This is a genomic window from Pseudomonas sp. RAC1 (assembly GCF_030658255.1).
Classification (GTDB): Bacteria; Pseudomonadota; Gammaproteobacteria; order Pseudomonadales; family Pseudomonadaceae; genus Aquipseudomonas; species Aquipseudomonas boreofloridensis.
The window spans coordinates 62,856-89,503 of the sequence record NZ_JAUTXS020000037.1 but is presented as its reverse complement, the minus strand read 5'-3'; the positions used below and the strand labels follow the sequence as shown (position 1 = coordinate 89,503).

29 protein-coding genes are annotated in these 26,648 nt (G+C 64.2%); 15 read left to right on the top strand and 14 right to left on the bottom strand.

Features of this window, described 5'->3' with window-relative positions:
• Positions 1–8: 8 nt before the first annotated feature.
• The 3 genes from dapF to Q7C30_RS16095 are packed head-to-tail and all read right to left on the bottom strand — an operon-like array spanning position 9 to position 2,304.
• The gene (gene dapF / locus Q7C30_RS16105; protein WP_317872105.1) at positions 9–839 is read right to left on the bottom strand and encodes a diaminopimelate epimerase; all 831 of its coding nucleotides are present in this window, start codon (positions 837–839) and stop codon (positions 9–11) included.
• Between the two features lie 4 nt (positions 840–843).
• On the bottom strand, positions 844–2,091 hold the full coding sequence (gene lysA, locus Q7C30_RS16100) for a diaminopimelate decarboxylase (protein ID WP_039581537.1): 1,248 nt from the start codon (positions 2,089–2,091) through the stop codon (positions 844–846).
• Between the two features lie 9 nt (positions 2,092–2,100).
• The gene (locus Q7C30_RS16095) at positions 2,101–2,304 is read right to left on the bottom strand and encodes a lipoprotein (RefSeq protein WP_116889738.1); all 204 of its coding nucleotides are present in this window, start codon (positions 2,302–2,304) and stop codon (positions 2,101–2,103) included.
• A gap of 258 nt (positions 2,305–2,562) precedes the next feature.
• On the opposite strand from Q7C30_RS16095, the gene cyaY reads away from it, so the two are divergent.
• The 3 genes from cyaY to rnk all read left to right on the top strand — a co-directional run bounded on the left by cyaY (position 2,563) and on the right by rnk (position 3,661).
• The gene (cyaY, locus tag Q7C30_RS16090) at positions 2,563–2,895 is read left to right on the top strand and encodes an iron donor protein CyaY (protein ID WP_029612555.1); all 333 of its coding nucleotides are present in this window, start codon (positions 2,563–2,565) and stop codon (positions 2,893–2,895) included.
• A gap of 1 nt (position 2,896) precedes the next feature.
• Positions 2,897–3,118 (top strand): DUF1289 domain-containing protein, encoded by a 222-nt coding sequence (locus tag Q7C30_RS16085; RefSeq protein ID WP_304482859.1) that lies wholly within the window; start codon positions 2,897–2,899, stop codon positions 3,116–3,118.
• 132 nt (positions 3,119–3,250) lie between these two features.
• Positions 3,251–3,661 carry a nucleoside diphosphate kinase regulator gene (rnk, locus tag Q7C30_RS16080; RefSeq protein ID WP_029612557.1) on the top strand — a complete coding sequence of 137 codons (411 nt, stop codon included), beginning with the start codon at positions 3,251–3,253 and terminating at the stop codon, positions 3,659–3,661.
• A 34-nt stretch (positions 3,662–3,695) separates the two neighbouring features.
• On the opposite strand, the gene Q7C30_RS16075 is transcribed toward rnk, so the two are convergent.
• The 4 genes from Q7C30_RS16075 to Q7C30_RS16060 all read right to left on the bottom strand — a co-directional run bounded on the left by Q7C30_RS16075 (position 3,696) and on the right by Q7C30_RS16060 (position 8,244).
• Entirely contained in the window at positions 3,696–4,538 is an 843-nt protein-coding gene (locus Q7C30_RS16075; RefSeq protein WP_295481261.1) for a hypothetical protein, read from the bottom strand.
• Positions 4,539–4,615: 77 nt separating this feature from the next.
• Positions 4,616–7,477 carry a class I adenylate cyclase gene (locus tag Q7C30_RS16070; RefSeq protein WP_317872104.1) on the bottom strand — a complete coding sequence of 954 codons (2,862 nt, stop codon included), beginning with the start codon at positions 7,475–7,477 and terminating at the stop codon, positions 4,616–4,618.
• A 170-nt stretch (positions 7,478–7,647) separates the two neighbouring features.
• Positions 7,648–7,893, bottom strand: coding sequence for a TIGR02647 family protein (locus tag Q7C30_RS16065; RefSeq protein ID WP_039581529.1), 246 nt, complete (start codon positions 7,891–7,893; stop codon positions 7,648–7,650).
• Positions 7,894–7,938: 45 nt separating this feature from the next.
• The gene (locus tag Q7C30_RS16060) at positions 7,939–8,244 is read right to left on the bottom strand and encodes a hypothetical protein (protein ID WP_317872103.1); all 306 of its coding nucleotides are present in this window, start codon (positions 8,242–8,244) and stop codon (positions 7,939–7,941) included.
• Between the two features lie 151 nt (positions 8,245–8,395).
• Between Q7C30_RS16060 and Q7C30_RS16055 the strand changes: the two genes are divergently transcribed.
• Positions 8,396–9,055, top strand: coding sequence for a glutathione S-transferase (locus tag Q7C30_RS16055; protein WP_029612560.1), 660 nt, complete (start codon positions 8,396–8,398; stop codon positions 9,053–9,055).
• Positions 9,056–9,094: 39 nt separating this feature from the next.
• Here Q7C30_RS16055 and argH read toward each other — a convergent pair whose 3' ends face one another.
• Positions 9,095–10,489: an argininosuccinate lyase gene (argH, locus tag Q7C30_RS16050; RefSeq protein ID WP_039581526.1), complete on the bottom strand. Its 1,395-nt coding sequence runs from the start codon at positions 10,487–10,489 to the stop codon at positions 9,095–9,097.
• A 307-nt stretch (positions 10,490–10,796) separates the two neighbouring features.
• Here argH and Q7C30_RS16045 point away from each other — a divergent pair, with 307 nt between their 5' ends.
• The 7 genes from Q7C30_RS16045 to rsd all read left to right on the top strand — a co-directional run bounded on the left by Q7C30_RS16045 (position 10,797) and on the right by rsd (position 17,222).
• Positions 10,797–11,537, top strand: coding sequence for a LytTR family DNA-binding domain-containing protein (locus tag Q7C30_RS16045; RefSeq protein WP_295481257.1), 741 nt, complete (start codon positions 10,797–10,799; stop codon positions 11,535–11,537).
• Between the two features lie 116 nt (positions 11,538–11,653).
• Complete coding sequence (hemC, locus tag Q7C30_RS16040; RefSeq protein ID WP_317872102.1) at positions 11,654–12,595, top strand: hydroxymethylbilane synthase; 942 nt, start codon at positions 11,654–11,656, stop codon at positions 12,593–12,595.
• The gene (locus tag Q7C30_RS16035) at positions 12,592–13,359 is read left to right on the top strand and encodes a uroporphyrinogen-III synthase (protein ID WP_317872101.1); all 768 of its coding nucleotides are present in this window, start codon (positions 12,592–12,594) and stop codon (positions 13,357–13,359) included. Before hemC ends, Q7C30_RS16035 begins: the two co-directional genes overlap by 4 nt.
• A 46-nt stretch (positions 13,360–13,405) precedes the next feature.
• A complete protein-coding gene (locus Q7C30_RS16030) occupies positions 13,406–14,506 on the top strand; it encodes a uroporphyrinogen-III C-methyltransferase (RefSeq protein WP_317872100.1) in 1,101 nt (366 codons plus the stop codon).
• Positions 14,503–15,741, top strand: coding sequence for a heme biosynthesis protein HemY (locus Q7C30_RS16025; protein ID WP_039581514.1), 1,239 nt, complete (start codon positions 14,503–14,505; stop codon positions 15,739–15,741). Before Q7C30_RS16030 ends, Q7C30_RS16025 begins: the two co-directional genes overlap by 4 nt.
• Before the next feature lie 288 nt (positions 15,742–16,029).
• Entirely contained in the window at positions 16,030–16,530 is a 501-nt protein-coding gene (locus Q7C30_RS16020; protein WP_295481255.1) for a disulfide bond formation protein B, read from the top strand.
• A 221-nt stretch (positions 16,531–16,751) separates the two neighbouring features.
• On the top strand, positions 16,752–17,222 hold the full coding sequence (rsd, locus tag Q7C30_RS16015; RefSeq protein WP_317872099.1) for a sigma D regulator: 471 nt from the start codon (positions 16,752–16,754) through the stop codon (positions 17,220–17,222).
• 1 nt (position 17,223) lies between these two features.
• Here rsd and Q7C30_RS16010 read toward each other — a convergent pair whose 3' ends face one another.
• On the bottom strand, positions 17,224–17,865 hold the full coding sequence (locus Q7C30_RS16010; RefSeq protein WP_240327030.1) for an FKBP-type peptidyl-prolyl cis-trans isomerase: 642 nt from the start codon (positions 17,863–17,865) through the stop codon (positions 17,224–17,226).
• A 249-nt stretch (positions 17,866–18,114) separates the two neighbouring features.
• On the opposite strand from Q7C30_RS16010, the gene Q7C30_RS16005 reads away from it, so the two are divergent.
• The gene (locus Q7C30_RS16005; RefSeq protein ID WP_317872098.1) at positions 18,115–19,071 is read left to right on the top strand and encodes an AlgP family protein; all 957 of its coding nucleotides are present in this window, start codon (positions 18,115–18,117) and stop codon (positions 19,069–19,071) included.
• Here the strand turns inward: Q7C30_RS16005 and Q7C30_RS16000 are convergent.
• Complete coding sequence (locus Q7C30_RS16000; RefSeq protein ID WP_317872097.1) at positions 19,047–19,529, bottom strand: TIGR02444 family protein; 483 nt, start codon at positions 19,527–19,529, stop codon at positions 19,047–19,049. The genes Q7C30_RS16005 and Q7C30_RS16000 overlap by 25 nt on opposite strands.
• Positions 19,530–19,600: 71 nt before the next feature.
• On the opposite strand from Q7C30_RS16000, the gene Q7C30_RS15995 reads away from it, so the two are divergent.
• The 3 genes from Q7C30_RS15995 (at position 19,601) to Q7C30_RS15985 (ending at position 22,593) form a co-directional block, all read left to right on the top strand.
• The gene (locus Q7C30_RS15995; RefSeq protein WP_317872096.1) at positions 19,601–21,511 is read left to right on the top strand and encodes an ATP-binding cassette domain-containing protein; all 1,911 of its coding nucleotides are present in this window, start codon (positions 19,601–19,603) and stop codon (positions 21,509–21,511) included.
• Between the two features lie 100 nt (positions 21,512–21,611).
• A complete protein-coding gene (locus Q7C30_RS15990; protein WP_295481251.1) occupies positions 21,612–22,244 on the top strand; it encodes a LysE family transporter in 633 nt (210 codons plus the stop codon).
• A gap of 106 nt (positions 22,245–22,350) precedes the next feature.
• On the top strand, positions 22,351–22,593 hold the full coding sequence (locus tag Q7C30_RS15985; RefSeq protein ID WP_317872095.1) for a DUF2789 domain-containing protein: 243 nt from the start codon (positions 22,351–22,353) through the stop codon (positions 22,591–22,593).
• A 4-nt stretch (positions 22,594–22,597) separates the two neighbouring features.
• Here Q7C30_RS15985 and Q7C30_RS15980 read toward each other — a convergent pair whose 3' ends face one another.
• From Q7C30_RS15980 to Q7C30_RS15965, 4 genes are all read right to left on the bottom strand, one after another.
• On the bottom strand, positions 22,598–23,035 hold the full coding sequence (locus Q7C30_RS15980) for a CBS domain-containing protein (protein WP_029612567.1): 438 nt from the start codon (positions 23,033–23,035) through the stop codon (positions 22,598–22,600).
• A 154-nt stretch (positions 23,036–23,189) separates the two neighbouring features.
• Positions 23,190–24,920 (bottom strand): dipeptidase, encoded by a 1,731-nt coding sequence (locus Q7C30_RS15975; protein ID WP_317872094.1) that lies wholly within the window; start codon positions 24,918–24,920, stop codon positions 23,190–23,192.
• A gap of 224 nt (positions 24,921–25,144) precedes the next feature.
• The gene (locus Q7C30_RS15970) at positions 25,145–25,714 is read right to left on the bottom strand and encodes an acyl-homoserine-lactone synthase (protein WP_317872093.1); all 570 of its coding nucleotides are present in this window, start codon (positions 25,712–25,714) and stop codon (positions 25,145–25,147) included.
• 84 nt (positions 25,715–25,798) lie between these two features.
• Positions 25,799–26,590, bottom strand: coding sequence for an autoinducer binding domain-containing protein (locus Q7C30_RS15965; protein WP_317872092.1), 792 nt, complete (start codon positions 26,588–26,590; stop codon positions 25,799–25,801).
• Between the last annotated feature and the right edge of the window lie 58 nt (positions 26,591–26,648).

Here is a 26,648-nt window from a genome sequence, read left to right as displayed (position 1 = left end):
ATACTCGTTTAGAAACGGACCTGTCCTTCGTAGACGCGCACGGCGGGACCGGTCATGCGTACCGACTGGCCCGGGCCTGCCCATTCGATGCTCAGGCGTCCGCCCGGCAGCTCGATGCACACGGGCGAGTCCATCCAGCCCTGCGCGATGGCGGCCACGGCGGCGGCGCAGGCGCCGGTGCCGCAGGCCTGGGTCTCGCCAGCACCGCGCTCCCATACCCGCAGGTAGGCGCGGTGACGGTCGACAACCTGGAGGAAGCCGGCGTTCACCCGTTGCGGGAAGCGCGGATGGTGTTCGATCTTAGGTCCCAGTTCGTGTACTGGTGCGCGCTGCACGTCATCGACGCGCAGCACCGAATGAGGGTTGCCCATCGACACGGCGGCGATCTGATGAACCTGTCCATCAATCTGCAGCGGGTAGCTGAGCGCCTGCTCGTCGGCAACGAAGGGGATGTCGGCCGGCACGAAGCGCGGTGGCCCCATGTCGACGCAGACCTGGCCATCGTTCTGGATGTCCAGCTCGATGACGCCGCCTTTGGTCTCGACACGGATGCGCTTCTTCGCCGTCAGGCGCTTGTCCAGCACGAAACGGGCGAAGCAGCGCGCGCCATTGCCGCATTGTTCGACCTCGGAGCCGTCGGCGTTGAAGATCCGGTAGCGGAAGTCCACCTCCGGATTGGTCGGCGCCTCGACGATCAGCAGTTGGTCGAAACCGATGCCGGTGTGGCGGTCGCCCCATTGCTTGGCGTGCTTGGGCTGGATGTGCGCATGCTGGCTGACCAGGTCGAGCACCATGAAGTCATTGCCCAGTCCGTGCATCTTGGTAAAACGCAGCAGCATGGGTTCACTCCGGCAGCAGGCTTTCGCCGGCGAACAATTCAGCGATGGTTTCGCGGCGGCGCACTTCGAAGGCCTGGTCGCCATCGACCAGCACCTCGGCGCAGCGGCCCCGGGTGTTGTAGTTCGAGCTCATGACGAAACCATAGGCGCCCGCCGAACGCACGGCCAGCAGATCGCCTTCGGCCAGGTTCAGCGCACGGTCCTTGGCGAGGAAGTCGCCGGTTTCGCAGATGGGCCCGACCAGGTCGTAGGCGCGTGTCTGGCCTTCGCGCGGGCTGACGGCGCTGACGTCCATCCAGGCCTGGTACAGGGCCGGACGAATCAGGTCGTTCATCGCCGCATCGATGATGGCGAAGTCCTTGTGTTCGGTGTGCTTGAGGTACTCGACGCGGGTCAGCAATACGCCGCCGTTGGCGACGATGTAGCGGCCCGGTTCGAATACCAGCGCCAGATCGCGCGCGCCGACGCGCTCGCGGATGGCCTGCAGGTAGTCGGCCACCTGCGGCGGCTGCTCGTCGCGGTAGCGCACGCCGACACCGCCGCCCAGGTCCAGGTGACGCAGGTGGATGCCGCACTCGGCCAGGCGATCGACCAGGGCCAGCAGGCGATCCAGCGCGTCGAGGAATGGATCGACGGTGGTCAACTGCGAGCCGATATGGCAGTCGACGCCGACCACGTCCAGGTTCGGCAGTTGTGCGGCGCGCACGTAGAGGGCTTCGGCATCGGCGATGGCGATGCCGAACTTGTTTTCCTTCAGGCCCGTGGAGATGTACGGGTGGGTGCCCGCATCGACGTCCGGGTTGACCCGCAGCGACACCGGGGCCACTTTGCCCATCTCGGCGGCCACGGTTTGCAGGCGCTCGAGTTCGTCGGTGGATTCGACGTTGAAGCAGTGCACACCCACTTCCAAGGCGCGGCGCATGTCTTCACGGGTCTTGCCGACGCCGGAGAACACCACGCGGTCGGCGCGTCCGCCTGCGGCCAGCACGCGCTCCAGCTCGCCGCCGGAGACGATGTCGAAGCCTGCGCCCAGGCGCGCCAACAGGTTCAGCACACCCAGGTTGGAGTTGGCCTTGACCGCGAAGCACACCAAGTGCTCGACCCCTTGCAGGGCGTCGGTGTAGCTGCGGTACTGGGCCTCGATATGGGCGCGCGAATAGACGTAGGTCGGGGTGCCGAAGCGCTCGGCGATGGCCGACAGGGCCACGCCCTCGGCGAACAACTCGCCGCCGCGGTAGTTGAATGCGTCCATGGGATTTCCTTACTGCGCTGGCGACTGCTCGGGCAGCGGTTCTTCGGCTTGCGGCGCGGCCTGGGCCGGCTGCCCGTGTTGATGCGACGACTTGCGTGCGCTCTTGCCGTCCTTGCCGTCTTCAGGCAGGTACAGGGGGCCTTTCTGGCCGCAGGCCGAAACGAGGCAGGCAACAGCGACCAGCGCCGCAACGGAGGAAATCAGGCGCTTCATGGGCGAAATCCTTTGAATTAAGCAGTATTGCGCCCGAGTATACCGAGCGCCCGGCAGATTGCCTATGCGAGGGTCCGGGCGAGTCGAGCCGCAAGCCGCGAGCGGCAAGTGGCAAGCTGCAAGCGGCAAGTTTGTGGCGCCGGTCGTCTGCGCTGGGCGGTTTTTCTTGTCTCTTGCCGCTTACGGCTTGAAGCTGGGCGCCTTGCGCCGGTATCGTGCCCGGCTTGCGTCCCTGCAGCCATTTCCGAGGTTCCTGCAATGAGTTTGAGCGAAGCGCGTTTCCACGATCTGGTCGACGCCACCCAACAGGCCCTGGAGGATCTGTTCGATGACACCGACCTGGATCTGGACATGGAAAACTCCGCCGGGGTGCTGACCATCAAGTTCGACAACGGCAGCCAACTGATCTTCAGCCGCCAGGAACCGCTGCGCCAACTGTGGCTGGCCGACCGTTCCGGCGGTTTTCACTTCGACTACGACGAAGAGAGCGGCAAGTGGGTGTGCGAGAAGAGCGAAGAGCTGCTCGGCGAGATGCTCGAACGCATCGTCTGGGAGCGGGTCGGCGAGAAGCTGGACTTCGACGAGATCTGATATGAGCGATCAGCCGCGACCTCCCAAGCCGCTCTACAGCAACGTCAGCCCAGCCGTGCCTTCGCCCTGCATCAATGTGTGTCGGCTCGATGAGCGCCGTGTCTGTACCGGCTGCTACCGGCATGTGGAGCACATCCGCGAGTGGCGCGCGGCTGACGATGAGCGGCGCCGGCACATCTGCCGCGAGGCCCGGGCGCTGAAGGCGGCGACGCCTGAGGCTTGAGTATTTGTCCGGCTGTGGTAGTGTCGAGCCATTACTGGCCTCGCCAGAAGCCATCAGCAAACCCCGCCCTTGGGCGGGGTTTTGCTTTATCTACAGCCTGAAATGCCCCGTTGAAAGGAGTCCGACTGGATCATGAGCACCCAACCTACCCTTATCCTCACCCGATTGGACGTGCAGCGTCTGGAGCGTCTGATCGACAGCCTCGACGACAGTACGCCGGGTGTGCTCGCCCTGCAGGACGAGCTGGACCGCGCCGATCAGGTGGTCGGTCACGAGGAAGTCCCGGCCGGTGTGGTGACCATGAACTCGCGCGTGCACTGCCGCGAGCAGGCCACCGGCAAGGATTACCACTTGACGCTGGTGTACCCGAAGGACGCGGGCGTGGAGGGCAACGTCTCGATCCTCGCACCGATCGGTTGCGCGCTGCTCGGCCTGTCGGTGGGCGACCAGATCGACTGGCCGGCACCGGGCGGCAAGACCCTCAAGCTCAAGTTGCTGGCGGTCGAATACCAGCCCGAAGCGGCGGGCGATTTCGATCTGTAAGCTGGCCGAGACTTGAGGCCTTGCCCGACAAGCGTCAGCGGGCCTGCCTGGCCCGCAGTTGGCAGGCATGGATGCAGTTGTCGACGATGCGGCTGCGCAGCGACCAGTCGGTGTTGATGATGCGGAATTTCTGGATGTAGCTGTTCAGGTCCTGCGATTCGAACCACTCGTCGATCTTGTCGCTGAAGTCATCCGGGCGGAACAACTCGGCCACGTTGTATTTGGCGCACTGAATCGCGCTCAGCTCGCCCCTGCTATCGTCCACCGGTGGTTGCTTGTCCATGAACGCCTTCAGCGTGGCGGCCGAGGGTGTGTTTTCACCGATCCACACCTGACGCACGCCAGGCCAGTAGTCGCCGCGGTCTTGATGGTTGTAGGCGATCACGATGTTCTTGCCCGGGTGCTGGCTCCACAACTCGTCCAGTGTCAGGTGACTCAGGGACTTGGGGATGAACATCGAGCCGAAGTGCCGGTTCATCGCCTCGCGCAGCCAGCCGTGTTCCTTTTCGCCGAAGCGCTCGAACTGATGGAAGTCGAGGATCACGATTTCCTTGGCGTTGGCCGGCGTTTTGAAAAACTGCTTGAGCTGATTGAGGACGTCGCCGAACAGGTTGCGCCCGGAACTGCTCATGTGGAACAGCTGATAGCGGTAGGCTTGATCCGGGGTGTATTCGTGGTATGCCCGCACGCGCAGGTCCAGCACGCGAATACCGCCACGGACCTGATCGATACAGGGAACGTCCTGGGTGAGCTCCTGGGCGATCACGCCGCCGACCTTGGTGTCCATGCCCGAATCGTGGCTGCCGGGCAGAATCAGTTCGTGAATACGCAGGCTGCCCAGTTCAGGGGTCGAGCCCATCCAACATGCTTTGTTCATCATCGAGTACTCCAGTGCCAAGAGCGCTTGATGGTGGTGCGGCCGATGGATTGGCAGCAGCGGGAATCGGTGCAGGGTCAGGGCTGCGATGTGCGCTGTTGCAGGTGCAGGCCATCGTTCAGCGCCTGCTCAAGGGCTTGCTTGTGGCGCAGCAGAACCGCAGTCGAGGCCGGTCGTTCGTCGTCCAGGCCCGACAGGTCCAGGTCGGTGATATAGCAGCGGTAAACACCTGCGCTGTGGCGCTGCTCGAGGATCTGTCGCGCGACCACGGCATACAGCTGATCGCCATACTCCAGCTCGGAATACTCGAGCTGATCGCAATACAGGGTGACCTGTGGCGCCTGCTGTGGGGCGGCCTGAACGATCGCCTGCACTTCGTAGTAGGGCTGGGCTTCGTCCACGGCCGGTGTCGGGCGCCGCTCCACGCTTCGAGCCTTTCCCGGGCCATTGGGCAGCAACTGGTAATAGTGGATATCCAGCGCCGCTTGGCGACCGTCCAACGGCAGGCGCGCCTTGCGGCGCATGGCCACCGAATTCAGGAAACGCTGCAAGGGCAGCAGCAGGTGCTCTTCATCCTGCAGCGGTGATTGCTGTTGCCACAACACCCCGTGCTCGTCGAGCACGTAGAGGTCGGCGAACCCTTCATGCAGGCGATAGAACACCTGGATGCACTCGGGCTGACCCAGTGCCAGCAACAGCGGCAAGTCGTGGTCCGTCAGGGCTTGGCCATCCAGCTGCAAGGGGCTGTAGTGCGTGCGCTCTTCGCCCAGGTGGGTGAGCAGGGCCGCGTGCCCGTCCAGTGTGGTCAGCTCGACCTGGCCCGCGTCGAGCGCCAGCACATGGGTATGCTGCGCCACTTGCAGCAGGAACCGATGACCGAGGTCGCGCTCCAGCAGGCCTTGGGCGGTGTCGAACAGTTCCTCGACGCGCTGGGCGATGGCCTGGGCACGGTTATGGCAGAAGCAGCGTACCGTCAGGCGCGGGCGCGGGGTGCGTGAGCCACGACTGTTGAGAAAATCGCGCAGGCAGCGCATCAAGGCATGTTCGCCGTCGTAGCGCTGCACCAGCACTTCGTTCCAGCTGTTGAGGGTGACCTGGTCGAGCGTCAGCACCAGGTTTTCGCGCACCCCGGCGTAGCTCAGCGAGTCGGTGCGCTCGGTGGTCATCAGGATGTTCAGGTCACGGTGTTGACGCAGCGGATCGAGGCCGACATTCACCAGCAGCAGGACTTCCTGGGCCACGCTCGGTTGCAGCAGGTCGATGTCGCTGACGTTCTGCAGCGGCAGGGGCAAGCTCTGCTGCAAGCTTCCCATCAGGTTGAACAGTTCGAATTCGCTCAGGTCGCTGACCCCAGGGTGCAGAGCCAGGCGCGTGCTGCTGTCGATGACGCCGTTGCGGTGCGCCCAGGCCAGCAGTTCGATCAGCTCGCGGCAGCGCTTGAGCGGGTGGGTATGCTCCCATTCATGCACGCCCAGGCTGCCGGGGTAGAGTCCCCAGAGGTAAGTGCCAGGCTCCTTGCGGTTGGGTGATTGCACCAAGGTCAGGGTGTCCTCGGCCACGTCCGGAGCAATGCCGGGGTTGATGACTTCGATCTTGCCGACGCGGCGTTCGAAGGCGGCATACAGGCGCCGTCCGAGTACGTTCAGGTCGCGCTGCTCGGCGCGGCTGCCGGCGCCTTTTTCGCGAGCGAATTGACTGACGAAGCGATAGCTGTGATTGAGTTCGCTCACCAGCTCGCGGCGCTCCAGCGCCACTTGGCGGACCTTCCATTGACTGCGGGTATCGAGCAGGGCCAGTTGCTGATCGCTCCAGCCCCATTCGTCGGTCAGGCGGGCGAGCAGGCGCTGTTGCCAACCGTCGCGAGTCGAGCGTGCACACAGGCTGAGTTTCTTGTTCACCTTCAGATACAGGCTGCGGCGTACCCGCTCCAGGCGCGCGCGCTCGTTGCGCTGCAACAGGTAGCGTTCGATGCGCCGGTAGACCAGTACATAAGGGTCGAGCTCGTCCAGGTCCAGGCAATTGGCGAATACGGCGCGCTTGTAGTCCAGGCTCAGGCAGCGCACCTCGGGGTGCTCGCTGGCATAGGCCTCGGTGAGCAGCAGCTTGAGCAACGATTTGTAGGGCGAGTCGATGCCCTTGAACAGTTGCCACAGCCCGGCGCCGACGAATTCCTGGGCGGGAATGTGCGCCAGGTGGCCAAGGTCGAGCGCCTCATGGGGGCCGATGAAGCGCTTGGAGAGCAGCGTGCAGGTGTAGGCCTGATAGTTCGACTCTTCATACACCGGCACCAGCCACCACAGTGGGGTGCGCCCGGCCAGCCAGATCGCCGTGCGGTAGAACTCGTCGAGCAGCAGAAAGTGCTGCGTGGTACCGCAGTCGTCGGAACTGAGCTGGCCGTCGCGCTGGCCCTGGGCGAAGCCGTGCGGCTCGATCATGAACAGGTGCGCCTCGGCGCCCTGGGTGGCCGCCCAGACCTCGAGCAATTGACACTTGCGTCGCAGTTCGGCCAGCTCAGGTTCGGCCAGGTCCGGCGCGTGGCAGACCCACAGGTCCATGTCGCTCTGTTCGGCCTGGGCCAGGGTGCCGAGGCTGCCCATCAGAAACAGTCCATGGATCGGCTGAGGCGGGTTGCCGTGGCGTGCCTTGTAGGTGAACGAGCGGGTCAGGCGCTGCGCTTCGGCCAGCAGTTCAGCGTCCGGCTCGAAGCCCGATACGCCGGCTGGCGTGCCGCCCGAGACGTAGCCAGGCAGCAGTGGATGATTGACGTGGAAGAACAGTGGCAACAGCTTGAGCACTGTCTGCTGGCGGCTGGAGAGCCCGTCCATGGCCCGTTCCAGGCGACCTTGATTGATCTGCAGGAAGCGCCCACGCAGGGTCGACAGCACCTTGCGGTCAATGCCTTGGTCCAGGTCGGGGCGAATTTCGTGAGGGTGGCTCATGACGTGCTCAGGCAAGTCGGGATGCGTCGGCGAGTGTAACCTGAGCGACAAGAATGCATAAGAGAATGGATGGCATTTTGGCGCCATTTTTCCAGCGGCTGGCGATCTGGCAGGCAGGCGTCGTGAGGGACGCCTGCGCGGTGCGATCCCGAGAAGGCGTCTTTACGTGGCTAGGCCGGCTGTGGTGACTTGAGCACGTTCAGCAGCAGTTGCACGCTCTCGACCGCGTCGTGACCGAGGCTGGTCAGGTAGCCGCCATCGGGCTGATCGGTGAGCTGCTTCTCATGCAGGCGCTTGGCGGCGGCGATGAGCGAGGGCGACGCGTTGGCGTGAATCTTGATCCCTTCCTGGCTGCTGTCCAGGTTGAACAGGGCAAGCACTTCCAGTTCGGCGATCAGATCGGGGGTGAAGGACATGGGCAACTCCTGACTTCCAGACGAGGATGGAAGTCAGGAGTGTAGTCAGACTTGTTCGTCGTCGCCTTGATTTGCCTCAGGCGGCAGTTCCGGCAGGGCGCGCAGGGCGTTTTCGTACCATTCGGTATTGAACGCGCGGTCTTCATTGAGCAGCGCGTCGATCTCGATGGCCAGCACGTGGGCCATGAGGTTGAGGATATCCTCATGCGCGTAGCCGACCAGGCTCAGCTTGTTGTAGGTGGCCTTGGCGGCGGGCGGATTGCCGCTTTCGATCTGGTTTTCGATAGCCTGGGTCAGGGTGGCTTCGGCGAAGGCTTCGTCGTCGTTGTCGAGGTCGGTGGGTTCGCTCATGGCGCTGCTCCTGTGGATAAGGCGCACAGTGTGCCATGCCTGCCTGGGCAATGCCCCATCATCGACGTGCGCCATGATGCTGGTCAGAGCAGGGCCAGTGCGGCTATAAACGTGCGGGCCAACCCCTCACACGGCCTGGAGGCTGTACCCCATGCTCAAGCTCTACGGATTCGCGGTCAGCAACTACTACAACATGGTCAAACTGGCCCTGCTGGAAAAAGGCGTGCCTTTCGAGGAAGTGCTGTTCGTCTCCGGGCAGACCCCGCAGGTGCTGGCGGTGAGCCCGCGCGGCAAGGTGCCGGCGCTGGAAACCGAGCACGGTTTTCTCAGTGAAACCAGCGTGATCCTCGAGTACATCGAGCAGACCCACCCCGAGCATCCGCTGCTGCCCCGCGATGCCTTCGAGCTGGCCAAGGTGCGCGAGCTGCTCAAGGAAATCGAGCTGTACATCGAACTGCCCGCGCGCACCTGCTATGCCGAGGCGTTCTTCGGTCAGCCGGTGGAGCCGCTGGTCAAGGAGAAAGCCCGCGCCGAACTGCTGGTGGGCTTCGCCACGCTCAAGCGCAATGGCAAGTTCGCGCCTTATGTGGCGGGCGAACGCTTGACCTTGGCGGACCTGATGTTCTGCTTCTCGGTGGATCTGGCCTGCGCGGTAGGCAAGAAGGTGCTGGGCATCGATTTCCTTGCTGACTTCCCGCAGGCCGCAGCCTTGTTGCAGAAGTTGCAGGAAAACCCGCACATGGCGCGGATCGTCGCCGACAAGGAAGCGGCGATGCCGGCGTTCCTGGAAATGATCAAGAACAAGCGCTGAAGGGGTCGGGGCTGGCGGGCAGCCCCGACCGTTGCTCGATCAGCGTGCGGCCAGCAGCGCCTGGCCGCGAGCGACGGCGGCGCGCACCTGGGCAGGTGCGGTGCCGCCGATGTGGTTGCGCGCGTTCACCGAGCCTTCCAGGGTGAGCACGGCGAACACATCCTGCTCGATCTGGTCGCTGAACTGGCGCAGCTCTTCCAGGCTCATCTCGGCCAGGTCCTTGCCGTGGTCGACGCCGTACTTGACCGCGTGCCCGACGATCTCGTGGCAGTCACGGAACGGCAGACCGCGACGCACCAGGTAGTCGGCCAGGTCGGTGGCGGTGGAGAATCCGCGCAGCGCGGCCTCGCGCATGATCGCGTGCTTGGGCTTGATCGCCGGAATCATGTCGGCGAAAGCGCGCAGCGAGTCGCGCAGGGTATCGGCGGCGTCGAACAGCGGCTCTTTGTCTTCCTGATTGTCCTTGTTGTAGGCCAGCGGCTGACCTTTCATCAGGGTGAGCAGGCCGGTGAGGGCGCCGAACACACGGCCGGTCTTGCCGCGCACCAGCTCCGGGACGTCCGGGTTCTTCTTCTGCGGCATGATCGAGCTGCCGGTGCAGAAACGGTCGGGCAGGTCGATGAACTGGAATTGCGCGCTGGTCCACAGCACCAGCTCTTCGGAGAAGCGCGACAGGTGCATCATCGCCAGGCTCGCGGCCGCGCAGAATTCGATGGCGAAATCGCGGTCGGACACGCCGTCCAGCGAGTTGCCCGAGACCGCCTCGAAGCCCAGCAGCGTGCAGGTGAGTTCACGGTCGATGGGATAGGTGGTGCCGGCCAGTGCGGCGCTGCCCAAGGGCATGCGGTTGACGCGCTTGCGGCAGTCGACCAGGCGCTCGTAGTCGCGGCTGAGCATTTCGAACCAGGCCAGCAGGTGATGGCCGAAGGTCACCGGTTGGGCGGTCTGCAGGTGGGTGAAGCCGGGCATGATGGTCTCGGCTTCGCGCTCGGCCTGGGCCAGCAGGCCCTGCTGCAGGCGGGTGATTTCGGCCAGGATCAGGTCGATCTCGTCACGCAGCCACAGGCGGATGTCGGTGGCGACCTGGTCGTTGCGGCTACGGCCGGTGTGCAGCTTCTTGCCGGTGACGCCGATGCGGTCGGTCAGGCGCGCTTCGATGTTCATGTGCACATCTTCCAGATCGACGCGCCAGTCGAACTGGCCCGCTTCGATTTCGCCCTGGATGGTGTTCAGCCCGTCGATGATCGCGTCGCGTTCGGCGTCGGACAGCACGCCGACCTGCGCCAGCATGGTGGCGTGGGCAATCGAACCCATGATGTCGTGACGGTACAGGCGCTTGTCGAAATCGACCGAGGCGGTGAAGCGGGCGACGAAGGCGTCGACGGGCTCGCTGAAGCGGCCGCCCCAGGACTGGTTGGTCTTGTCGGTGCTCATGGATCCACTCATAGAAGGCGTGACTGAAAAAGTGGCGCCGATGATAGCAGGGTTGGGCTGCCGTCCGTAGGACAGCGGTCGGCGCGATGGCCGTTTTGCGGCATGCCAGCGGCGCTACAGGATATTCAGCGATTGAACGGCAGCGTTCCACGGACCGTCTACAGTTTCACAGAGGGCCGGCAGCGATTCTGTCGGACCAGTGAATCTTTGGCCTTCGCATGGGTCTGTAGCGTGACCGCAACACGGTCCACCGACTCCTGTCACGCAGACCCACCTTGCGAGACTCACTCAGGAATCCAGCGCAATTATGAATGTCCTGATCGTTGACGATGAATCCCAGGCCCGTGACCGCCTGAGCCGCCTGCTTGGCGAGCTGGAGGGCTACAACGTGCTGGAACCCAGTGCCACCAGCGGCGAGGAGGCCCTGGCACTGATCGACAGCTTGAAACCCGACGTGGTGCTGCTCGACACCCGCATGCCAGGCCTGGACGGCCTGCAGGTCGCGGCTCGCCTGTGCGAACGTGAGGCGCCGCCAGCGGTGGTGTTCTGCCTCGATGACGACGAGTTGGAGGCGTTCAACCACAGCACCCTCAGCCACGTCGGCCACGCCACCCAACCCCAGGCATTGCGCGATGCCCTGCGCAGGGCCGACAAACCCAACCGTACCCAGCTCGCGGCACTCACCCGGCCCGCCACCGAAGCCGGTGGAGGCCCACGCAGCCATATCAGCGCCCGCACCCGCAAAGGTATCGAACTGATTCCGCTGGGTCAGGTGATCTACTTCATCGCCGATCACAAATACGTGACTTTGCGCCACGAAGGCGGCGAGGTGCTGCTGGACGAGCCGCTCAAATCCCTGGAAGACGAGTTCGGCGAGCGCTTCGTGCGCATCCATCGCAACGCGCTGGTGGCGCGCGATCGCATCGAGCGGCTGCAACGTACGCCGCTTGGCCACTTTCAACTGTTCCTCAAGGGCCTGAACGGCGATGCGCTGACCGTCAGCCGCCGGCATGTAGCCGGTGTGCGCAAGATGATGCAGCAGCTCTAAGCCTTGCCCGCGCATGGCCGTCGCCAGGGATGGCAGGCCTTGTAATGACCTGGATCTGCTAGCCAAGCGAGCCGAGCTGTTATCATCGCCGGCATTTCTCTGCTTCGGTGCGTCAGATGTCCACTCGCGAAATCCGCATTGCCACCCGTAAAAGCGCCTTGGCCCTGTGGCAGGCCGAATACGTCAAAGCGCGCCTGGAACAGGCGCATCCCGGCCTCATCGTGTCCCTGGTGCCGATGGTCAGCCGTGGCGACAAGCTGCTCGACGCGCCACTGGCGAAGATCGGCGGCAAGGGGCTGTTCGTCAAGGAGCTGGAAACCGCACTGCTCGACAACGAGGCCGACATCGCCGTCCATTCGATGAAGGACGTGCCCATGGACTTCCCCGAGGGCCTGGGTTTGTACTGCATCTGCGAACGCGAAGACCCGCGCGATGCCTTCGTTTCCAACACCTTCGACAGCCTGGATGCGCTGCCGGCCGGGAGCATCGTCGGCACGTCCAGCCTGCGCCGGCAGGCGCAGCTGCTGGCCCGTCGCCCAGACCTGGAGATCCGCTTCCTGCGCGGCAACGTCAACACGCGCCTGGCCAAGCTCGATGCCGGCGAGTACGACGCGATCATCCTGGCGGCAGCGGGGCTGATTCGCCTGGGCTTCGAAGCACGTATCACCTCCAGCATCGGCATCGACGACAGCCTTCCGGCGGGTGGCCAGGGCGCAGTGGGCATCGAGTGCCGCAGTGCCGACCGGGAAATCCATGCGCTGCTGGCGCCGCTCGACCATGCCGACACGGCGGATCGGGTCAAGGCCGAGCGGGCGATGAACAAGCGTCTGAACGGTGGCTGCCAGGTGCCGATCGCCTGCTACGCCGTGCTCGAGGGCGATGACCTGTGGCTACGCGGGCTGGTGGGCCAGCCCAGCGGCGGGACGTTGCTGGTGGCCGATGCCCGCGCGCCGCGCGCCGAGGCTGAACGCCTGGGTGTGCAGGTGGCCGAAGCACTGCTGGCGCAGGGCGCCGAGGCGATCCTCAAGGACGTCTACGGCGAGGCCGGTCATCCGTGAGCAACTGGCGCCTGCTGCTGACTCGGCCTGCCGAGGAATGCGCGGCGGTGGCGCAGGTGCTGAGCGCATCGGGTATTGCCAGCAGCAGCCTGCCGTTGTTGGCGATCGCGCCTGTCGCCCTGGACGCTGCCGCGCGGCAGCGACTGGACGCTATCGGCAGCTATCAGGCGATCATCGTCGTGAGTAAGCCGGCTGCGCGCCTGCTGCTGGATCGGCTCGCCGACGCCGCGCTCGCCGCGCCGCGCCACGGCTGGTTCAGCGTGGGCGAAGCCACGGCCCGGGTGCTCCAGGCCGCGGGTCTGCAGGTGACTTACCCTACAGCCGGCGATGATAGCGAGGCCTTGCTCGGTGTGCCCGTCCTGCGCGAGGCTATCGCGGTTCCTACAGCACGTGTCCTGATCGTCCGTGGCAAGGGTGGTCGCGAACTGCTGGCCGAGCGTCTTGGTGAGCAAGGTGCTAGTGTCGAATATCTGGAACTGTATGAACGTCGCCTGCCGAATCATCCGCCAGGCAGCCTGCTGCAGCGGATCGAAGCGGAACGCCTGAACGGGCTGGTGGTCAGCAGTGGGCAGGGTTTCGAACATCTGCAGCGGCTCGCTGGCGCCCAGTGGCCCCGCGTTGCGCAGATGCCCCTGTTCGTGCCGAGCCCGCGGGTTGCCGAGCAGGCCAGGGCAGCAGGTGCCCAACAGGTTGTGGATTGCCGTGGCGCCAGTGCCACGGCTTTGCTGGCAGCCGTGCAGCGCAGCGCTGCACCTGCCTCTTAAGGCGCCCAGCGCAGAGCGACGGCGCCCCCATGCAAAGGATGGATACGTGAGCGAGACTGTCTTGTCCAACAACGAACAACCCACGGCGGCCGAGGCGCCGCACACCCCCGTCGAGCAGCCGGCCAAGCGGGCTGGCAACGGCCTGGCCATGCTGGCGCTGCTGTTTGGCGCGGCCGGTCTGGGCGTTGGCGGTTGGGGCGCATGGCAGGTGCATCAGTTGCAAGGCAACGAGCAGGGCCAGGGCGAGCATATCGAGGCGCTGAACCAGCGCGCCGAGGCGTTGCAGCAGCGTCAGCAACAACTGGGCTCGCAGCTCGCCGGCCTGCCGGCAGCCAGTGAACTGGAAGATCGCCGGCGTCTGGTGGCGCAGTTGCAGGGCGACCAGCAGCGGCTGAGTCAGCGCCTGGAAACGGTGTTGGGCGAAAGCCGCAAGGAATGGCGGCTGGCCGAGGCCGAACATCTGCTGCGCCTGGCCACCCTGCGTCTGTCAGCCTTGCAGGACATCACCAGCGCCACGGCACTGGTCGAAGGCGCCGACGAGATTCTGCGCGAGCAGAGCGATCCTGGTGTGTTCGCCGCGCGTGAGCAGTTGGCGCGCAGCCTGGCGACCCTGCAAAGCACCCAGCAACCTGACCGAACCGGCCTGTTCCTCAAGCTCGCCGCGCAGCGCGAGCAGGTCCAGCAACTCAGCGCCCTGGCGCCGGAGTTCGACAGCGATGCCAACGCGGTGGGTGCGCTGACCGAAGACGGCGACTTCAGCACGCGTCTGTCGAACTGGTGGGCAGAAATTTCCAAATACTTCCAAGTCGACTTCAATGCCGACCAGAACGTGCGTCCGCTGTTGGCCGGGCAGTCGCTCAGCCAGGTGCGCCTGGCGTTGAGCCTGACCCTCGAGCAGGCCCAGTGGGCCGCGCTCAACGGCCAGGAAAAGGTCTATGCCCGGGCTCTGGACGACGCCCGCAGCGTGCTGCTGGCCAACTTCAATGCCGACAATCCGCAGAGCAAGGCCATGCTCGACAGCCTCAACGCCCTGGCCGAACAGCCGGTGTCGGTGCAGGTTCCCGATCTGGCTGAAAGCCTGGCGGCGGTGCAGGCCTACATCCAGCGCCGGCACCTGCCGGCCGAGGGTGAGGGGGCCAAGCCATGAAGCGTGTCTACCTGCTGGCCGTGCTGGCAATCGTCGTTGCGGCGGGGCTGGGCGTGGCCATCGCCAAGCACAGTGGCTACGTGTTGATCGCCTACGGGGGCTTCCGTTATCAGTCGGGCTTGTGGGCGGCGCTGGCGGCGTTGGTAGTGTTCGTGCTGGCCCTGCTGCTGCTGCGTTATCTGGTGGGGCTGGTGCTGACTTCCAGCGGCGTGGTCAACCCATGGTCGCGACGCAACCGTCGCCGTCGTGTGCGCATCGCCATCGAGCAGGGGCAGTTGGACCTGGCCGAGGGTCGCTGGGCCAGTGCTCAGCGTCACCTGCACCGTGCCGCCGAGGCCGAGCGTCAGCCGCTGTTGTATTACCTCGGTGCGGCGCGCGCCGCCAACGAGCAGGGGCGTACCGAGGACAGTGACAATTTGCTCGAACGCGCCTTGGAGCGTCAGCCCCAGGCCGAGCTGGCCATTGCGCTGACCCATGCGCAACTGCAGATGGACCGCGGCGATACCGACGGTGCGCTGGATACCCTGCTGGTGATGCAGGAGCGCCATCCGCACAACGTCCAGGTGCTGCGTTTGCTGCAGCGTCTGCACCGCGAGCGCGGCGACTGGCCTGCGTTGATTCGCCTGTTGCCCGACTTGCGCAAGGGCAAGGTGCTGCCGGCCCCAGAGCTGGCCGAACTGGAACAGCGTGCCTGGGGGCAGAACCTGAGCCTGGCCGCCACGAGGGGTGAAGATCCACAGGCGGCGCGTCAGTCGCTGGAGCGTGCCTGGCAGCAACTGACCTCGGCCCAGCGCCATGAGCCGCAGTTGGTGTTGGCCTATGCCGAGCAACTGCGTCAGGTGGGCGCCCAAGGGGAGGCGGAGCAGGTGCTGCGCAGCGCCTTGAAGCGTCAGTATGAAAGCCACTTGGCGCGTCTGTACGGGCTGGTGCGCGGTGACGATCCATTGCGCCAGTTGCAGACCGCCGAAGGCTGGCTCAAGGACCACCCGCAGGACCCGAGCTTGCTGCTGACCCTCGGTCGTCTGAGCCAGCAGAACCGCCTCTGGGGCAAAGCTCGCGACTACTTCGAGAGCAGTCTGCGCATGCAACGCAACCCGGAAACCTGTGCCGAGTTGGCGCGACTGTTGGCAGGGCTGGGCGAGACCGAGCGCAGTAATCAATTGTTCCAGGAGGGTCTGGGGCTGCTCGACGAGCGCCTGCTGGCCCTGCCGTTGCCTGAGGCGGTCCAGGCCTGAGCGGCGTCTGGGTGCCGGTGCCGTGTGATTCTGCTGCGTGGCCCGGCACTGCTTGCGCCTTGATCGGGTGCCGCTGGGCACCCTGGCCGCCGCAGTATTTACGGCCTATTTCAATCAGGCGGGTCAGACGCTACTTCATTGTCGTTAAGGCCTAGGATTCTTCCTACCGACATCAGAAATCTTTCCCTTCCAATGAACGACTTCTTCCCTCTGTAGCAACTTGAAACAGCGGTCCCCTTTCCTCTACCGTTTCAAACCACTCCGAACACCATGGGATTCGCATCGGTCATGTCGCAGGTTCGCTCGCGCCCTCTGTTCTTCTTAGGCTTGCTCGGGTCGGTGCTGGCCTTGGCGGCAGCGTTCGTTCTTGAGAACTGGCTGGGGTTGGTGCCATGCCCGCTGTGCCTGAGCCAGCGCTTGCTGCTTGCGCTCTACGGCGTCATCTGTGTGTGCGCTGTCCTGCATGCACCGGGGCTCAAGGGCGCCCGCGCCTACGCGTCGACAGCAATGGTCGTGGCCACCCTCGGCCTGGCCTTGGCCGCCCGGCATGTCTGGTTACAGGGCGAGTGGCCGACCGTCTCGGCCGAACCGTTCGAGCACACCTTCCAGCGCTCCTGGGCGCAGGCGCTGGCGCGCTTGTTGGTTGGTAACTCCGAGTGCGTGTCGATCAGTTGGAGCTTCCTCGACCTCACCCTTCCAGAATGGAGCTTGCTGGCGTTCCTGGCGCTGGCGGCACTGCCCTGCTGGCACCTGTTGGCGTGGTGCCGACGCATGCCGGGCAAGGGTTGATCTGGGGCAAGCGCACGACCAGCGGCTCGGGCCAAGGCTATCGAACGCTTGTATGAACTTAGTCCACTGCGTACCTTGATGGGCAGCACGTGCGGGAATAATCTGCCCTGCACACATACCTAAATCACACGGTTCGATGCCGTTGCGCTGATTTCACCGCTGTGTCGCCCGATCGAGGCGCCGGGTGCAGCTGCATCTGCCCAGCTAGGGAAGAGACTGCCATGCTCGATAGTTGCCAGAACGCCCAGGAACGGTGGGGCGGGGTTCACAAGCTGATCGACCGTTGGCTCAAGGAGCGTCACGAATTGGTGCAGGCGTTCTACGCCTTGCGTGACGCCAAGCCTGCCTTCGCCGACAAGGACAAGAATCGCGACTTCTGCGCGGCGCTGGTCGACTATGTATCGGCGTGGCACTTCGAGATCAGCGAGCAACTGGTCAGCGAAGCCAAGGCCTTTGGCGACACCCGCGGCCTTGAACTCGCCACCCAGATCAACCCGCGCATCGATGACAGCACTCAGATCGCCCTGGCGTTCAACGATCACTGCGAGAAAGGCGAGTGCACCGATCGGGAGCGATTCGCCGAGAAGCTGGGCAAGCTGGGCGGGCTGTTGCATGAGCGCTTCGAGCTGGAAGACTGCCTGATCGAAGTGCTGCACACCGCGCACAAGGTCGAGGGCGCGGTGCAGGCCTGAGTCAGTCGCCCACCGCCAGCAGTTCGATCTCGAAGACCAGTGGGGTGTAAGGCGCGATCAGGTCGCCCGCCCCGTCGGCGCCGTAGGCCTGCGCCGAAGGGATCACTACTCGCCATTTGGCGCCGGTCTTCATCTGCGGCAACGCCACCTGCCATCCCGCGATGACCGAATCCAGGCTGAACCATTGCGGCTGCTGGCTCTGATCGAACACCGAGCCGTCCGGCAACTTCCCCACATAACGAACCTGCACCCTGCCGCCGGCCTTGGGCTGTGCGCCGCTGCCGCTGGCCAGTTCGCTGTAAAGCACACCCTCGCTTAACTCATGCACGCCGGCGCGCCCTCGCTCGGTGGCCATGAAGCGCTTCTCGGCGGCCAGCAACTGGTCGGTGTGGGCCTGTGCGCCGGCCGCTGCCGCCTGTTCTTCATGCTGTTGCAGGATGGCTTGCATGCGTGACTTGTCGATACGCGGCGGTTGACCTTGATAGGCCTGGCGCAGGCCTTCGACCAAGGCGTCGAGTTGCAGGTCGGGCATTTCCTGGCGCAGGCGCTCGCCCAGGCTGGCGCCCAGGCTGTAGGCCAAGTCCTGATCATTGGGCGGCGACGTGGGCGTGGCGGCGACGGCCGAAAAGGCCAGCGCGCTCAGCAGCAATATCGAAAGACGGTGCACGGGCGACTCCTGCGGCGTTGAGGGCGAAGTATGTCAGTCTTTCCCAGTGGCCGGGAGGCCGCCATTATCGAACAGTCACACGACGGCGGCAGACCGGCGCAGATGCAAGTTTCAAACTTTGCCCGAACATGCAACGCGTCGCCGAGAATACTGTCAACATGGCCTAGCGGCGTTAGCAGCAGAAGCATAGTATGAGCCGCACTCTCGTCAGCCAGGAGGTAAGCCATGTCGGCCAAGAAGAAGCCCGTTAGTACGCCGTTGCACCTGCTCCAGCAACTTTCCGGTAGCCTGCTCGAACATCTGGAAGAGGCTTGCTCGCAAGCGCTGGCGGATGCGGAGAAACTGCTCGCCAAGTTGGAAAAACAACGCGGTAAAGCGCAGGAGAAACTGCACAACGCCCGTCTGAAGTTGCAGGACGCTGCCCAGGCTGGCAAAGCCAAGGCGCAAGGCAAGGCCCAAGGCGCTATCGGTGAATTGGAAACGCTGCTCGATTCGCTGAAAGAGCGTCAGACGCAAACGCGCACCTATATTCAGCAACTCAAGCGCGATGCCCAGGACAGCCTGAAACTGGCGCAGGGCGTCGGTAAGGTCCGCGAGGCGGCCGGCAAGGCGCTGGATCAGCGTGCCGCCGCCAAACCCGCCGCCAAAGCAGCGTCCAAACCTGCCGCTAAGCCGGCTGGCAAGGCTGCAGCCAAGCCTGCAGCGAAGGCTCCCGCCACCAAGGCGGCCAAGGCACCTGCGGCCAAGCCTGCTGCGAAAACTCCGGTGAAGTCCGCCGCCGCCAAGCCGGCTGCTGCCAGAACCCCGGCCAAAGCGACCCCCGCCAAAGCGACTCCAGCCAAAGCGACCGCGGCCAAGCCTACTGCCGCCAAGCCCGTCGCCGCCAAGCCTGCAGCGGCCAAAGCGCCGAGCAAAGCAGCTGCCGACAAGCCCACCGCTGCGAAACCTGCTGCTGCCAAACCTGCCGCCGCCAAGGCTTCGACCGCCAAGCCTGCAACCACGAAGCCTGCGGCCAAGCCAGCCGCTGCGCGCGTCGCTCGCAAACCGGCGGCGGCCAAGCCGGCAGCCAAGCCCGCTGCCGCCAAGCCAGCCGACACTGCCGCATCGTCGTCCAACTCGGCAACCCCTGCCGCGGCTCCTGTGGCCAACGGCAACGCTCAGTCGTCCTCTTCGGCCTCTTGAAGCGCAGCGGCCGCGGCGCGCAATTGATGCAGCGCGTCGTGGTCGTGGGTCGGCGTCGGCGCCAGCCGTTGCAGCCAATCATCGGCGTGTCCGTGTGGACTCGCCGACCACCCGCAGGTAATGCCCTGCAAGCGCTCCAGCACGGTGCGCTCAGCCTCCAGTTCCAACCTCTTCACCTGTTCGCGTAGCGCCGCCAACGCAGCGTCGTGCGCCGCCTGCCCGCGCCACGCCTGACGCAACGCCCGCAGCGGCGCCACCACGTCGCGTTGCCACGGCCCGCTGACCGCCAGCAACGCCTCCACCCGCTGCGGCTCTGCCGCCACGCCCCGCGCTTGCAACCAGGTGGCGCACAGCAGCAGGCAGACATCGCCGCCTAGCGACTGCAAGGCAAGACAGGCGCTCTCGACGCCTGGCCGGGCATACAAGGCCCGCGCGTGATCCCATAGATCGGTGTGCATTGGTTCGACTCGCGTCAGTGATCGAGCGCCCTGTGTGGGCCACCCGGAAGCTGATAGACTCCGCGACCATCATGATCAGACTATCCAACCTCACTTTACAGCGTGGTCCGCAGCGCTTGCTAGAAGGCGCCGAGATGACCCTGCACACCGGTCACAAGGCCGGCCTCATCGGCGCCAACGGTGCTGGCAAATCCAGCCTGTTCGCTTTGCTGCGCGGCGAGCTGTCGCCGGACGCCGGCGACTGCCAGATCCCCGCCGACTGGCGCATCGCCCACATGCGCCAGGAAGTCGATACCCTCGACCGCCTGGCCGTGGACTACGTGCTCGATGGCGACCTGCGCCTGCGCAAGGTCCAGGCCGACCTGGCTGCCGCCGAGCACGCCCACGACGGCACCGCCCTGGCGCGTTTGCACAGTGAGCTGGACAGCGCCGACGGCTACACCGCCGACGCCCGTGCACGCAAGCTGCTGGCCGGGCTGGGCTTCACCAGCGCGCAGATGGATCGCCGCGTCGGCGACTTCTCCGGTGGCTGGCGCATGCGCCTGAACCTGGCCCAGGCGCTGATGTGCCCCTCCGACCTGCTCCTGCTCGACGAGCCCACCAACCACCTGGACCTCGATGCCATCCTCTGGCTCGAAGACTGGCTCAAGGGCTATCCGGGCACGCTGCTGCTGATCTCCCACGACCGCGACTTCCTGGATGCCGTGGTCGACCACGTGCTGCACGTCGAGCAGCGCAAGTTGAACCTGTACAAAGGCGGCTACAGCGCTTTCGAACGCACCCGTGCCGAACGTCTGGCGCAGCAGCAACAGGCCTACGAGAAGCAGCAGGCGCAGCGCGCGCACATGGAAAAGTACATCGCCCGGTTCAAGGCCCAGGCCACCAAGGCACGTCAGGCGCAGAGCCGGATCAAGGCCCTGGAACGCATGGAGGAACTGTCGGCGGCGCACGTCGATTCGCCATTCGACTTCGTCTTCCGCGAAGCGCAGAAAATCTCCAGTCCGCTGCTCGACCTGTCCGAAGGCCGGCTGGGCTATGGCGACAAGACCATCCTGGAGAAGGTCAAGCTGCAACTCACTCCCGGCGCGCGCATCGGCCTGCTCGGCCCCAACGGCGCGGGCAAGTCCACCCTGATCAAGAACCTAGCCGGCGAGCTGGAGCCGCTGGGCGGTCGCCTGGCGCGCGGCGAGAACCTGGCAGTGGGCTACTTCGCCCAGCACCAGCTCGACTCGCTGGACGACAAGGCCAGCCCGCTGCTGCACCTGCAACGTCTGGCGCCGAGCGAGCGCGAGCAGACCTTGCGCGATTTTCTCGGCGGCTTCGATTTTCGCGGCGATCGCATCGACGAGCCGGTGCTCAACTTCTCCGGTGGCGAAAAAGCCCGGCTGGCCTTGGCGCTGATCGCCTGGGAGCGGCCGAACCTGCTGCTGCTCGACGAGCCGACCAACCACCTCGACCTGGAAATGCGCCTGGCGCTGACCATGGCCTTGCAGGAGTTCGCCGGTGCCGTGGTGGTGGTCTCCCACGACCGTCATCTGCTCAAGAGCACCACCGATGATTTCCTGCTGGTGGCCGACGGCAAGGTCCAGCCTTTCGACGGCGACCTGGACGACTACAGCCGCTGGCTGATCGACTATCGCCAGCGCACCGCGCCGGTCAGCAGCACCCCGGTCAACCCGGACAAGACCGACAAGAAGGCCCAGCGCCAGGCCGCCGCCGCGCTGCGTCAGCAACTGGCGCCGCACAAGAAAGCGGCCGACAAGCTGGAAACCGAACTGGGCCAGGTGCACACGCAACTGGCGCAGATCGAGACGGCCTTGGGCGATGCCGAACTTTACGAAGCGGCGCGCAAGGACGAGCTGCGCGAGTTGCTGGCGCGTCAGAGCAGCCTCAAGCAACGTGAAGGCGAGCTGGAAGAAGCGTGGATGATGGCGCTGGAAACCCTGGAGAGCATGCAGGCGGAGCTCGAAGCGCTGTCCTGAGCGGCGCTGCTGCGTGGGCATTCGCGCAAAAACCACTGGTGCTTTTTTGGCCAGGACCGTAGCTTAACGTTTTGCAACATTAGCGCGAGTGAGGTGTGCGATGTCGATGGAGACCTGGTTGGCGTTCTTCGCTGCGTGCTGGGTGATCAGCCTGTCGCCGGGCGCCGGGGCGATCGCCTCGATGTCCAGTGGGCTGCAATACGGTTTCTGGCGCGGCTACTGGAACGCGCTGGGCCTGCAACTGGGCTTGATCGTGCAGATAGCCATCATCGCCGCCGGGGTGGGCGCCATCCTCGCCGCCTCGGCCACCGCGTTCCAGGTGATCAAATGGTTCGGCGTCGCCTACCTGGTGTATCTGGCTTATCGCCAGTGGCGGGCCTTGCCGATGGACCTCACCGACCCCTCGGCGGTGCGCCCCATCGGCAAGCCGCTGAGCCTGGTGTTCCGGGGCTTCCTGGTCAACGTCAGCAACCCCAAGGCGCTGGTGTTCATGCTGGCGGTCCTGCCGCAGTTCATCGACCCGCACGCACCGTTGCTGCCCCAGTACCTGACCATCACCGTCACCATGATCAGCGTCGATTTGCTGGTAATGGCCGGTTATACCGGCCTGGCCTCGCGGGTGCTGCGCCTGATGCGCACGCCCCGGCAGCAGAAGCGCCTGAACCGCACCTTCGCCGGGCTGTTCATCGGCGCCGCGACCTTCCTCGCGACCCTGCGCCGCGCGCCTCTGTAGGCGGCGCGGCGTTTTTTCCTGCGGATCGGCGCATCGGATCGAGTCAGTGCGGCCTGCGAGCTGTCTAGAGGTAGGCACCCCTTAGACCTACCCGGAGGTACGCACCATGGACGCACCGACTCACGAGTTCTCGGAAATCTTCAAACAGTTGGGTCTGGACGACGATCCTGTCGAGATCGACCGCTTCATCACCACCCATTCCCCGCTGGACGACGACGTCAAACTGGTGAACGCGCCGTTCTGGAGCGACTCGCAGCGCGCCTTCCTCAAGGAAAACTTCATCGCCGATTCCGACTGGATCGTCATGATCGACCAGCTCAACGAGGCGCTGCACAAGCCCAAGGCCTGAGGCGTCACTCGCCGCGGATGTACTGCTCCAGTTGCAGGATCAGGTTGGCCTGCTCGGCGATGGTTTCCTTGACCAGGTCACCGATCGACAGCAGGCCCAGCAACTTGCCGTTGTCCACCACCGGCAAGTGGCGCAAATGCCGGTTGGTCATCAGGTTCATGCAGTATTCCAGGTTGTGCTTGGGTTCCACGGTGACCACCGGCGCGCTCATGATCTCGCGCACGGGGGTGACCGCCGACGAGCGGCCTTTGAGCACCAGCTTGCGCGCATAGTCGCGCTCGCTGACGATGCCCACCACCTGGTCGCCTTCCACCACCGGCAGCGCCCCGATATTCACTTCCGCCAAGAGCTTGAGTGCGTCGAGCACCGAATCGTCAGGGCCGATGGTGTAGACGGTCTGATGCTGGGATTTGCTCTTGAGGATGTGTTCGACGTTCTTCATGGCGGCCTCGGCAGTGAAAAAAGCTGTCCTGGAAAGTCTCAAGCATCCAAGACCGCGCATGGCCGGGCAATGCAGGAAACGGCATGGAGCCGATTGAAAAACGTCATTGGCGGGAAAAATCCGAGGGCTGGCAGGCAGCCCTCGGCAGGCGTCGCTAGAGCGTGGGCATCTGCCCGATGCGCGCGACCATTTCACTGACCACCTGCAGGTCGAGCATGAACTGCTCTACGGTCTTGAACTCGTTGTCGTTGTGACCGGTGTACTTCACGCCGGGCATGGCCAGACCGAACTGCACACCATTGGGTAGGTCATGCACCGAGGTGGCACCGGCGGAGGTGCCGAACTCATGGGGCAGACCGAGGTTCTGGCTGGCAACGTCGAGCAGCGCCTTCACCCACGCGCCTTCGGGGTTGCGGTACATCGGCTCGTCGAGGCTGTAGTCGAAGGCCACGGCGGTGTGCGTGTCGTTCGACCAGGCGCCGAGCTTGCTGCCCAGCTCGTCCTTGAGGGTCTGGATCGACTTGCCCTTGGGAATGCGCAGGTTCACCGCCAGCTTCAGGCCCTTGTCGTCCACGCCAACGAACGTCGGCGAGGCGGTCAGCGGCCCCATGAAGTCGTCCTTGAAGCCGATGCCCAGCTTGCTGCCCAGGTAGTCCAGGCCCCAGTTGTCGGCGGCGTAGCGCGCAGCGTCGGTGAAATGGTTGCGCTTGAGCGGCACGCGTTCGCCCAGGCCGTTGAGGAAGTCGAGCATGCGCGCCACCGGGTTGACCCCCGACTGCGGCGAGGAGGAGTGCGCAGACACGCCGGTTACGGTCAGGATCACGTGCTTGCCGGACACCACGCTGTCGATGCGGAAGTCCTTGCGGTGGGCCTTGCGATAATCGGTGCCGGCCTTTTTCAGGCGTCGGGCCAGGTCCACCGGGTGGTCGCCGACCAAGGTCGCCACCGAGGTGGTGGGAATCTGGTTGGTGGCCAGGCCGCCAGTGAGGTTGATCACTTCCGCGCCTTTGCCTTCGCCCGCGCGCTTGGCGAAGCTGGCCATCACCGTGCCGTAGCCTTTCTCGGCGATGACCACCGGATAGCCGCCGTCCAGGGCCAGGTTGTAGTCCGGCGTGGCGTTGTGGGCGAAGTAATAAGGAATCGCGTCGCCGGAGGTTTCTTCGGTGGTGTCGATCAGCAGCTTGAACTGGCGCGCGAGCGGCAGCTTCTCGTCCTTGGCCACTTTCAACGCATAGAGCGCGACGACGATGCCGTTCTTGTCGTCCTCGGTGCCGCGCCCGTACATGCGATCGCCCACCAGGGTGACCTTGAACGGGTCCAGGCGAGTACCGTTTTCCAGCTTCCAGTTGTCCGGGTTCACCGGCACCACGTCGGCGTGGGCGTGCAGGCCGACCACTTCCTTGCCTTCGCCGAGGGTGATTTCGTAGACGCGGTTGTCGACGTTGCGGAAGGCCAGGCCAAAGCCTTCGGCCAGCGCCTGGATCTTCGCGGCGATCTTGTGGAACTGCGGGTTGTCGTGCTGCGCCACGCCCTCGACCTGGAAGGTCGGAATCTCGACCAGCTCGCGCAGCGTCTCGGTGGCCGCCTTGCCGTACTTGATGCGGGTATAGAGGCCCAGCAGACGGTTGATCTCGTTTTGCTGCTCGGCATTCAGTGGCGTGCCGGCCTGATAGGCCTGGAGGGTCTGTTCGAGCCCATCGGTCTTGGCCAGCTCATGCGTGACCAACTGGCCGATGAACTGCTTGAAGTCGGCCGGCTCGCTGCCGTCGTAGGCTTTGAGGATGGCGGCGGATTGTTGCGGGCTGAGATTGGCGTGGGCCGGCACGCTGAGCAGGGCGAGGCTGGCCAGCAGCAGGGAGGCGGCAGAGAACTTGGGCAAGGGCATGATCGAGCGCATTCCTTCGCGAAGGGTTTAAAGGGCACGTGCAAAAGTAGGAACGTGCCCACGCTACCATCAATGGCCGTGTTGAGGGGAGGGGCGCGGGGGGTGTTGGTGCAGGAACGAAAAAGCCCCGGAAGATGCCCGTCATGCTGTTCACTTGAACAGTGCTGGGGCCGCTTCGCGGCAGTCCCAATTCCAGACCCAGCAGGGTCTTAGGTATTCGAAGCTCAAGCCGACATCATTTTTCGCTGAAATGTCAGCGCGCGGCTTGTCCCGATCTGGAAACGCAGCGCCACAAGCGCGTCGTTCTCATGGCGATGTACTGCACCCATTCGCTCGTGCACGATACGGTGCTTACGAAAATAGCGTTCCAACTGCACCGTCGTCACTGCTACGACGCTCTGCGCACCCCAGACGCTCGCATGGGCCAGCGCATGGCGAAAAAGACTGGCGCCCATATCCCTGCCTGTCCGATTTATGGCAGCGAAGCGCGATATTTCCCATACACGTGCGTCGGTCGGTAGCGGTGCATCGCTTATCCACGCAAATACACCACGAAGCAGGTAGGGTTTCGTGGTTGGCAGGAGCCGTGCGCAGCCCACCACCTGTCCAGCTTCCATGCCGACGATGTAGCGGGCGTGCGGGGTATCGAACTGATCCGTTTCCATCCTTTGCTCGTGTAGATTGGATGGCAGATGCCAACGCAGCCTTCGAATGAAAACGTCGTAGCGAAAACGGATTAAAGATCGGTAAACACTGTCGCCTAATTCAGTCGCGCTGCCCGCCAGAATATCCATCTTCTATTCTCGAAACCGTTCGGCGGGCAATTACTCCATGGTCGCGCCGGGCAGTGCAACTACCATTTCTAGTAGCCTGATCGTTCAGATCAGATTCAACGCAACAGAATACGCTGCCGCGTGAGCCTTGTTGGGCGATCCGAGCTTTCCGACAATCTTCTTGATGTGGAAATTGACGGTATTGTCGGAGATACAGAGTATCTGCGCGATATCACTTACGCATTTACCATCTGCAGTCCATCTGAGCACTTCTACTTCCCTGTCAGAAAGGGAGCAGCGTTTGGCTGCCGACAGGTTCCACCGTGCCAATGCCTGACGACTGGCATCGCTCAGGCAGCGTAGCTTGACGCTCAGCTCCAGTTGCTCGAGCTGGCTGATCCGGTCACTGCTTCGGGCAAAAGAGATGACGTGCCTATCGTGGTTAGCCGCCAAGGTGCTGTAGGTCATTCCATAGACCAGGCCGAACTGGGCAGCCTCGGCGAAGAAATGCCGATGGCTATTGGCGCGGATATCGCTCCAGTTCACGACGTCCGCTTTGGCCATGCTGTGCTCGATCACTGGGTCGATCGCACCATAACCTTGCTCGTCGTAGCGTGCCTGCCACTCAAGCGGATAGGTTCCCATCATGAAGGTCTTGCGCCGAGTGAAAGGTGTAGGCGCTTGCAACGCCAGGCCAACGTGTTCGAAGCCACACTCCTTGGCTTCACGAAGCAGGATCGACACCATCGTTTCAACGTCACCAGCCGCCGAAATTTCTCGCATGACGTCGCTGTACCATTGCAGCATTCCCATTGCCATTGGGGAACTCTCCTTGTCGTCCATCGGGCGAAAAGTGTAGATCGCTTTAACCTGTCTGGTCGCTCGCCAAGCAGCCATAGGTCGCGCGCCTGGAGACCAGCCTGCGTGATAAATCACCTACCAATTCTTGTAATTT

What these genes read in the sequence shown, in the direction of transcription:
- Q7C30_RS16085 (WP_304482859.1), top strand. Translation starts at nt 2,897, where the DNA reads ATGAGCGATCAGCCGCGACCTCCCAAGCCGCTCTACAGCAACGTCAGC.
- Q7C30_RS15985 (WP_317872095.1), top strand. Translation starts at nt 22,351, where the DNA reads ATGGACGCACCGACTCACGAGTTCTCGGAAATCTTCAAACAGTTGGGT.
- Q7C30_RS16020 (WP_295481255.1), top strand. Translation starts at nt 16,030, where the DNA reads ATGTCGCAGGTTCGCTCGCGCCCTCTGTTCTTCTTAGGCTTGCTCGGG.
- Q7C30_RS15975 (WP_317872094.1), bottom strand. Translation starts at nt 24,920, where the DNA reads ATGCCCTTGCCCAAGTTCTCTGCCGCCTCCCTGCTGCTGGCCAGCCTC.
- hemC (WP_317872102.1), top strand. Translation starts at nt 11,654, where the DNA reads ATGTCCACTCGCGAAATCCGCATTGCCACCCGTAAAAGCGCCTTGGCC.
- cyaY (WP_029612555.1), top strand. Translation starts at nt 2,563, where the DNA reads ATGAGTTTGAGCGAAGCGCGTTTCCACGATCTGGTCGACGCCACCCAA.
- dapF (WP_317872105.1), bottom strand. Translation starts at nt 839, where the DNA reads ATGCTGCTGCGTTTTACCAAGATGCACGGACTGGGCAATGACTTCATG.
- Q7C30_RS16025 (WP_039581514.1), top strand. Translation starts at nt 14,503, where the DNA reads ATGAAGCGTGTCTACCTGCTGGCCGTGCTGGCAATCGTCGTTGCGGCG.
- Q7C30_RS16055 (WP_029612560.1), top strand. Translation starts at nt 8,396, where the DNA reads ATGCTCAAGCTCTACGGATTCGCGGTCAGCAACTACTACAACATGGTC.
- Q7C30_RS15995 (WP_317872096.1), top strand. Translation starts at nt 19,601, where the DNA reads ATGATCAGACTATCCAACCTCACTTTACAGCGTGGTCCGCAGCGCTTG.
- Q7C30_RS16060 (WP_317872103.1), bottom strand. Translation starts at nt 8,244, where the DNA reads ATGAGCGAACCCACCGACCTCGACAACGACGACGAAGCCTTCGCCGAA.
- Q7C30_RS16095 (WP_116889738.1), bottom strand. Translation starts at nt 2,304, where the DNA reads ATGAAGCGCCTGATTTCCTCCGTTGCGGCGCTGGTCGCTGTTGCCTGC.
- Q7C30_RS16070 (WP_317872104.1), bottom strand. Translation starts at nt 7,477, where the DNA reads ATGAGCCACCCTCACGAAATTCGCCCCGACCTGGACCAAGGCATTGAC.
- Q7C30_RS15980 (WP_029612567.1), bottom strand. Translation starts at nt 23,035, where the DNA reads ATGAAGAACGTCGAACACATCCTCAAGAGCAAATCCCAGCATCAGACC.
- Q7C30_RS15990 (WP_295481251.1), top strand. Translation starts at nt 21,612, where the DNA reads ATGTCGATGGAGACCTGGTTGGCGTTCTTCGCTGCGTGCTGGGTGATC.
- Q7C30_RS16065 (WP_039581529.1), bottom strand. Translation starts at nt 7,893, where the DNA reads ATGTCCTTCACCCCCGATCTGATCGCCGAACTGGAAGTGCTTGCCCTG.
- argH (WP_039581526.1), bottom strand. Translation starts at nt 10,489, where the DNA reads ATGAGCACCGACAAGACCAACCAGTCCTGGGGCGGCCGCTTCAGCGAG.
- Q7C30_RS15970 (WP_317872093.1), bottom strand. Translation starts at nt 25,714, where the DNA reads ATGGATATTCTGGCGGGCAGCGCGACTGAATTAGGCGACAGTGTTTAC.
- rsd (WP_317872099.1), top strand. Translation starts at nt 16,752, where the DNA reads ATGCTCGATAGTTGCCAGAACGCCCAGGAACGGTGGGGCGGGGTTCAC.
- Q7C30_RS15965 (WP_317872092.1), bottom strand. Translation starts at nt 26,590, where the DNA reads ATGGCTGCTTGGCGAGCGACCAGACAGGTTAAAGCGATCTACACTTTT.
- Q7C30_RS16045 (WP_295481257.1), top strand. Translation starts at nt 10,797, where the DNA reads ATGAATGTCCTGATCGTTGACGATGAATCCCAGGCCCGTGACCGCCTG.
- Q7C30_RS16005 (WP_317872098.1), top strand. Translation starts at nt 18,115, where the DNA reads ATGTCGGCCAAGAAGAAGCCCGTTAGTACGCCGTTGCACCTGCTCCAG.
- rnk (WP_029612557.1), top strand. Translation starts at nt 3,251, where the DNA reads ATGAGCACCCAACCTACCCTTATCCTCACCCGATTGGACGTGCAGCGT.
- lysA (WP_039581537.1), bottom strand. Translation starts at nt 2,091, where the DNA reads ATGGACGCATTCAACTACCGCGGCGGCGAGTTGTTCGCCGAGGGCGTG.
- Q7C30_RS16075 (WP_295481261.1), bottom strand. Translation starts at nt 4,538, where the DNA reads ATGAACAAAGCATGTTGGATGGGCTCGACCCCTGAACTGGGCAGCCTG.
- Q7C30_RS16000 (WP_317872097.1), bottom strand. Translation starts at nt 19,529, where the DNA reads ATGCACACCGATCTATGGGATCACGCGCGGGCCTTGTATGCCCGGCCA.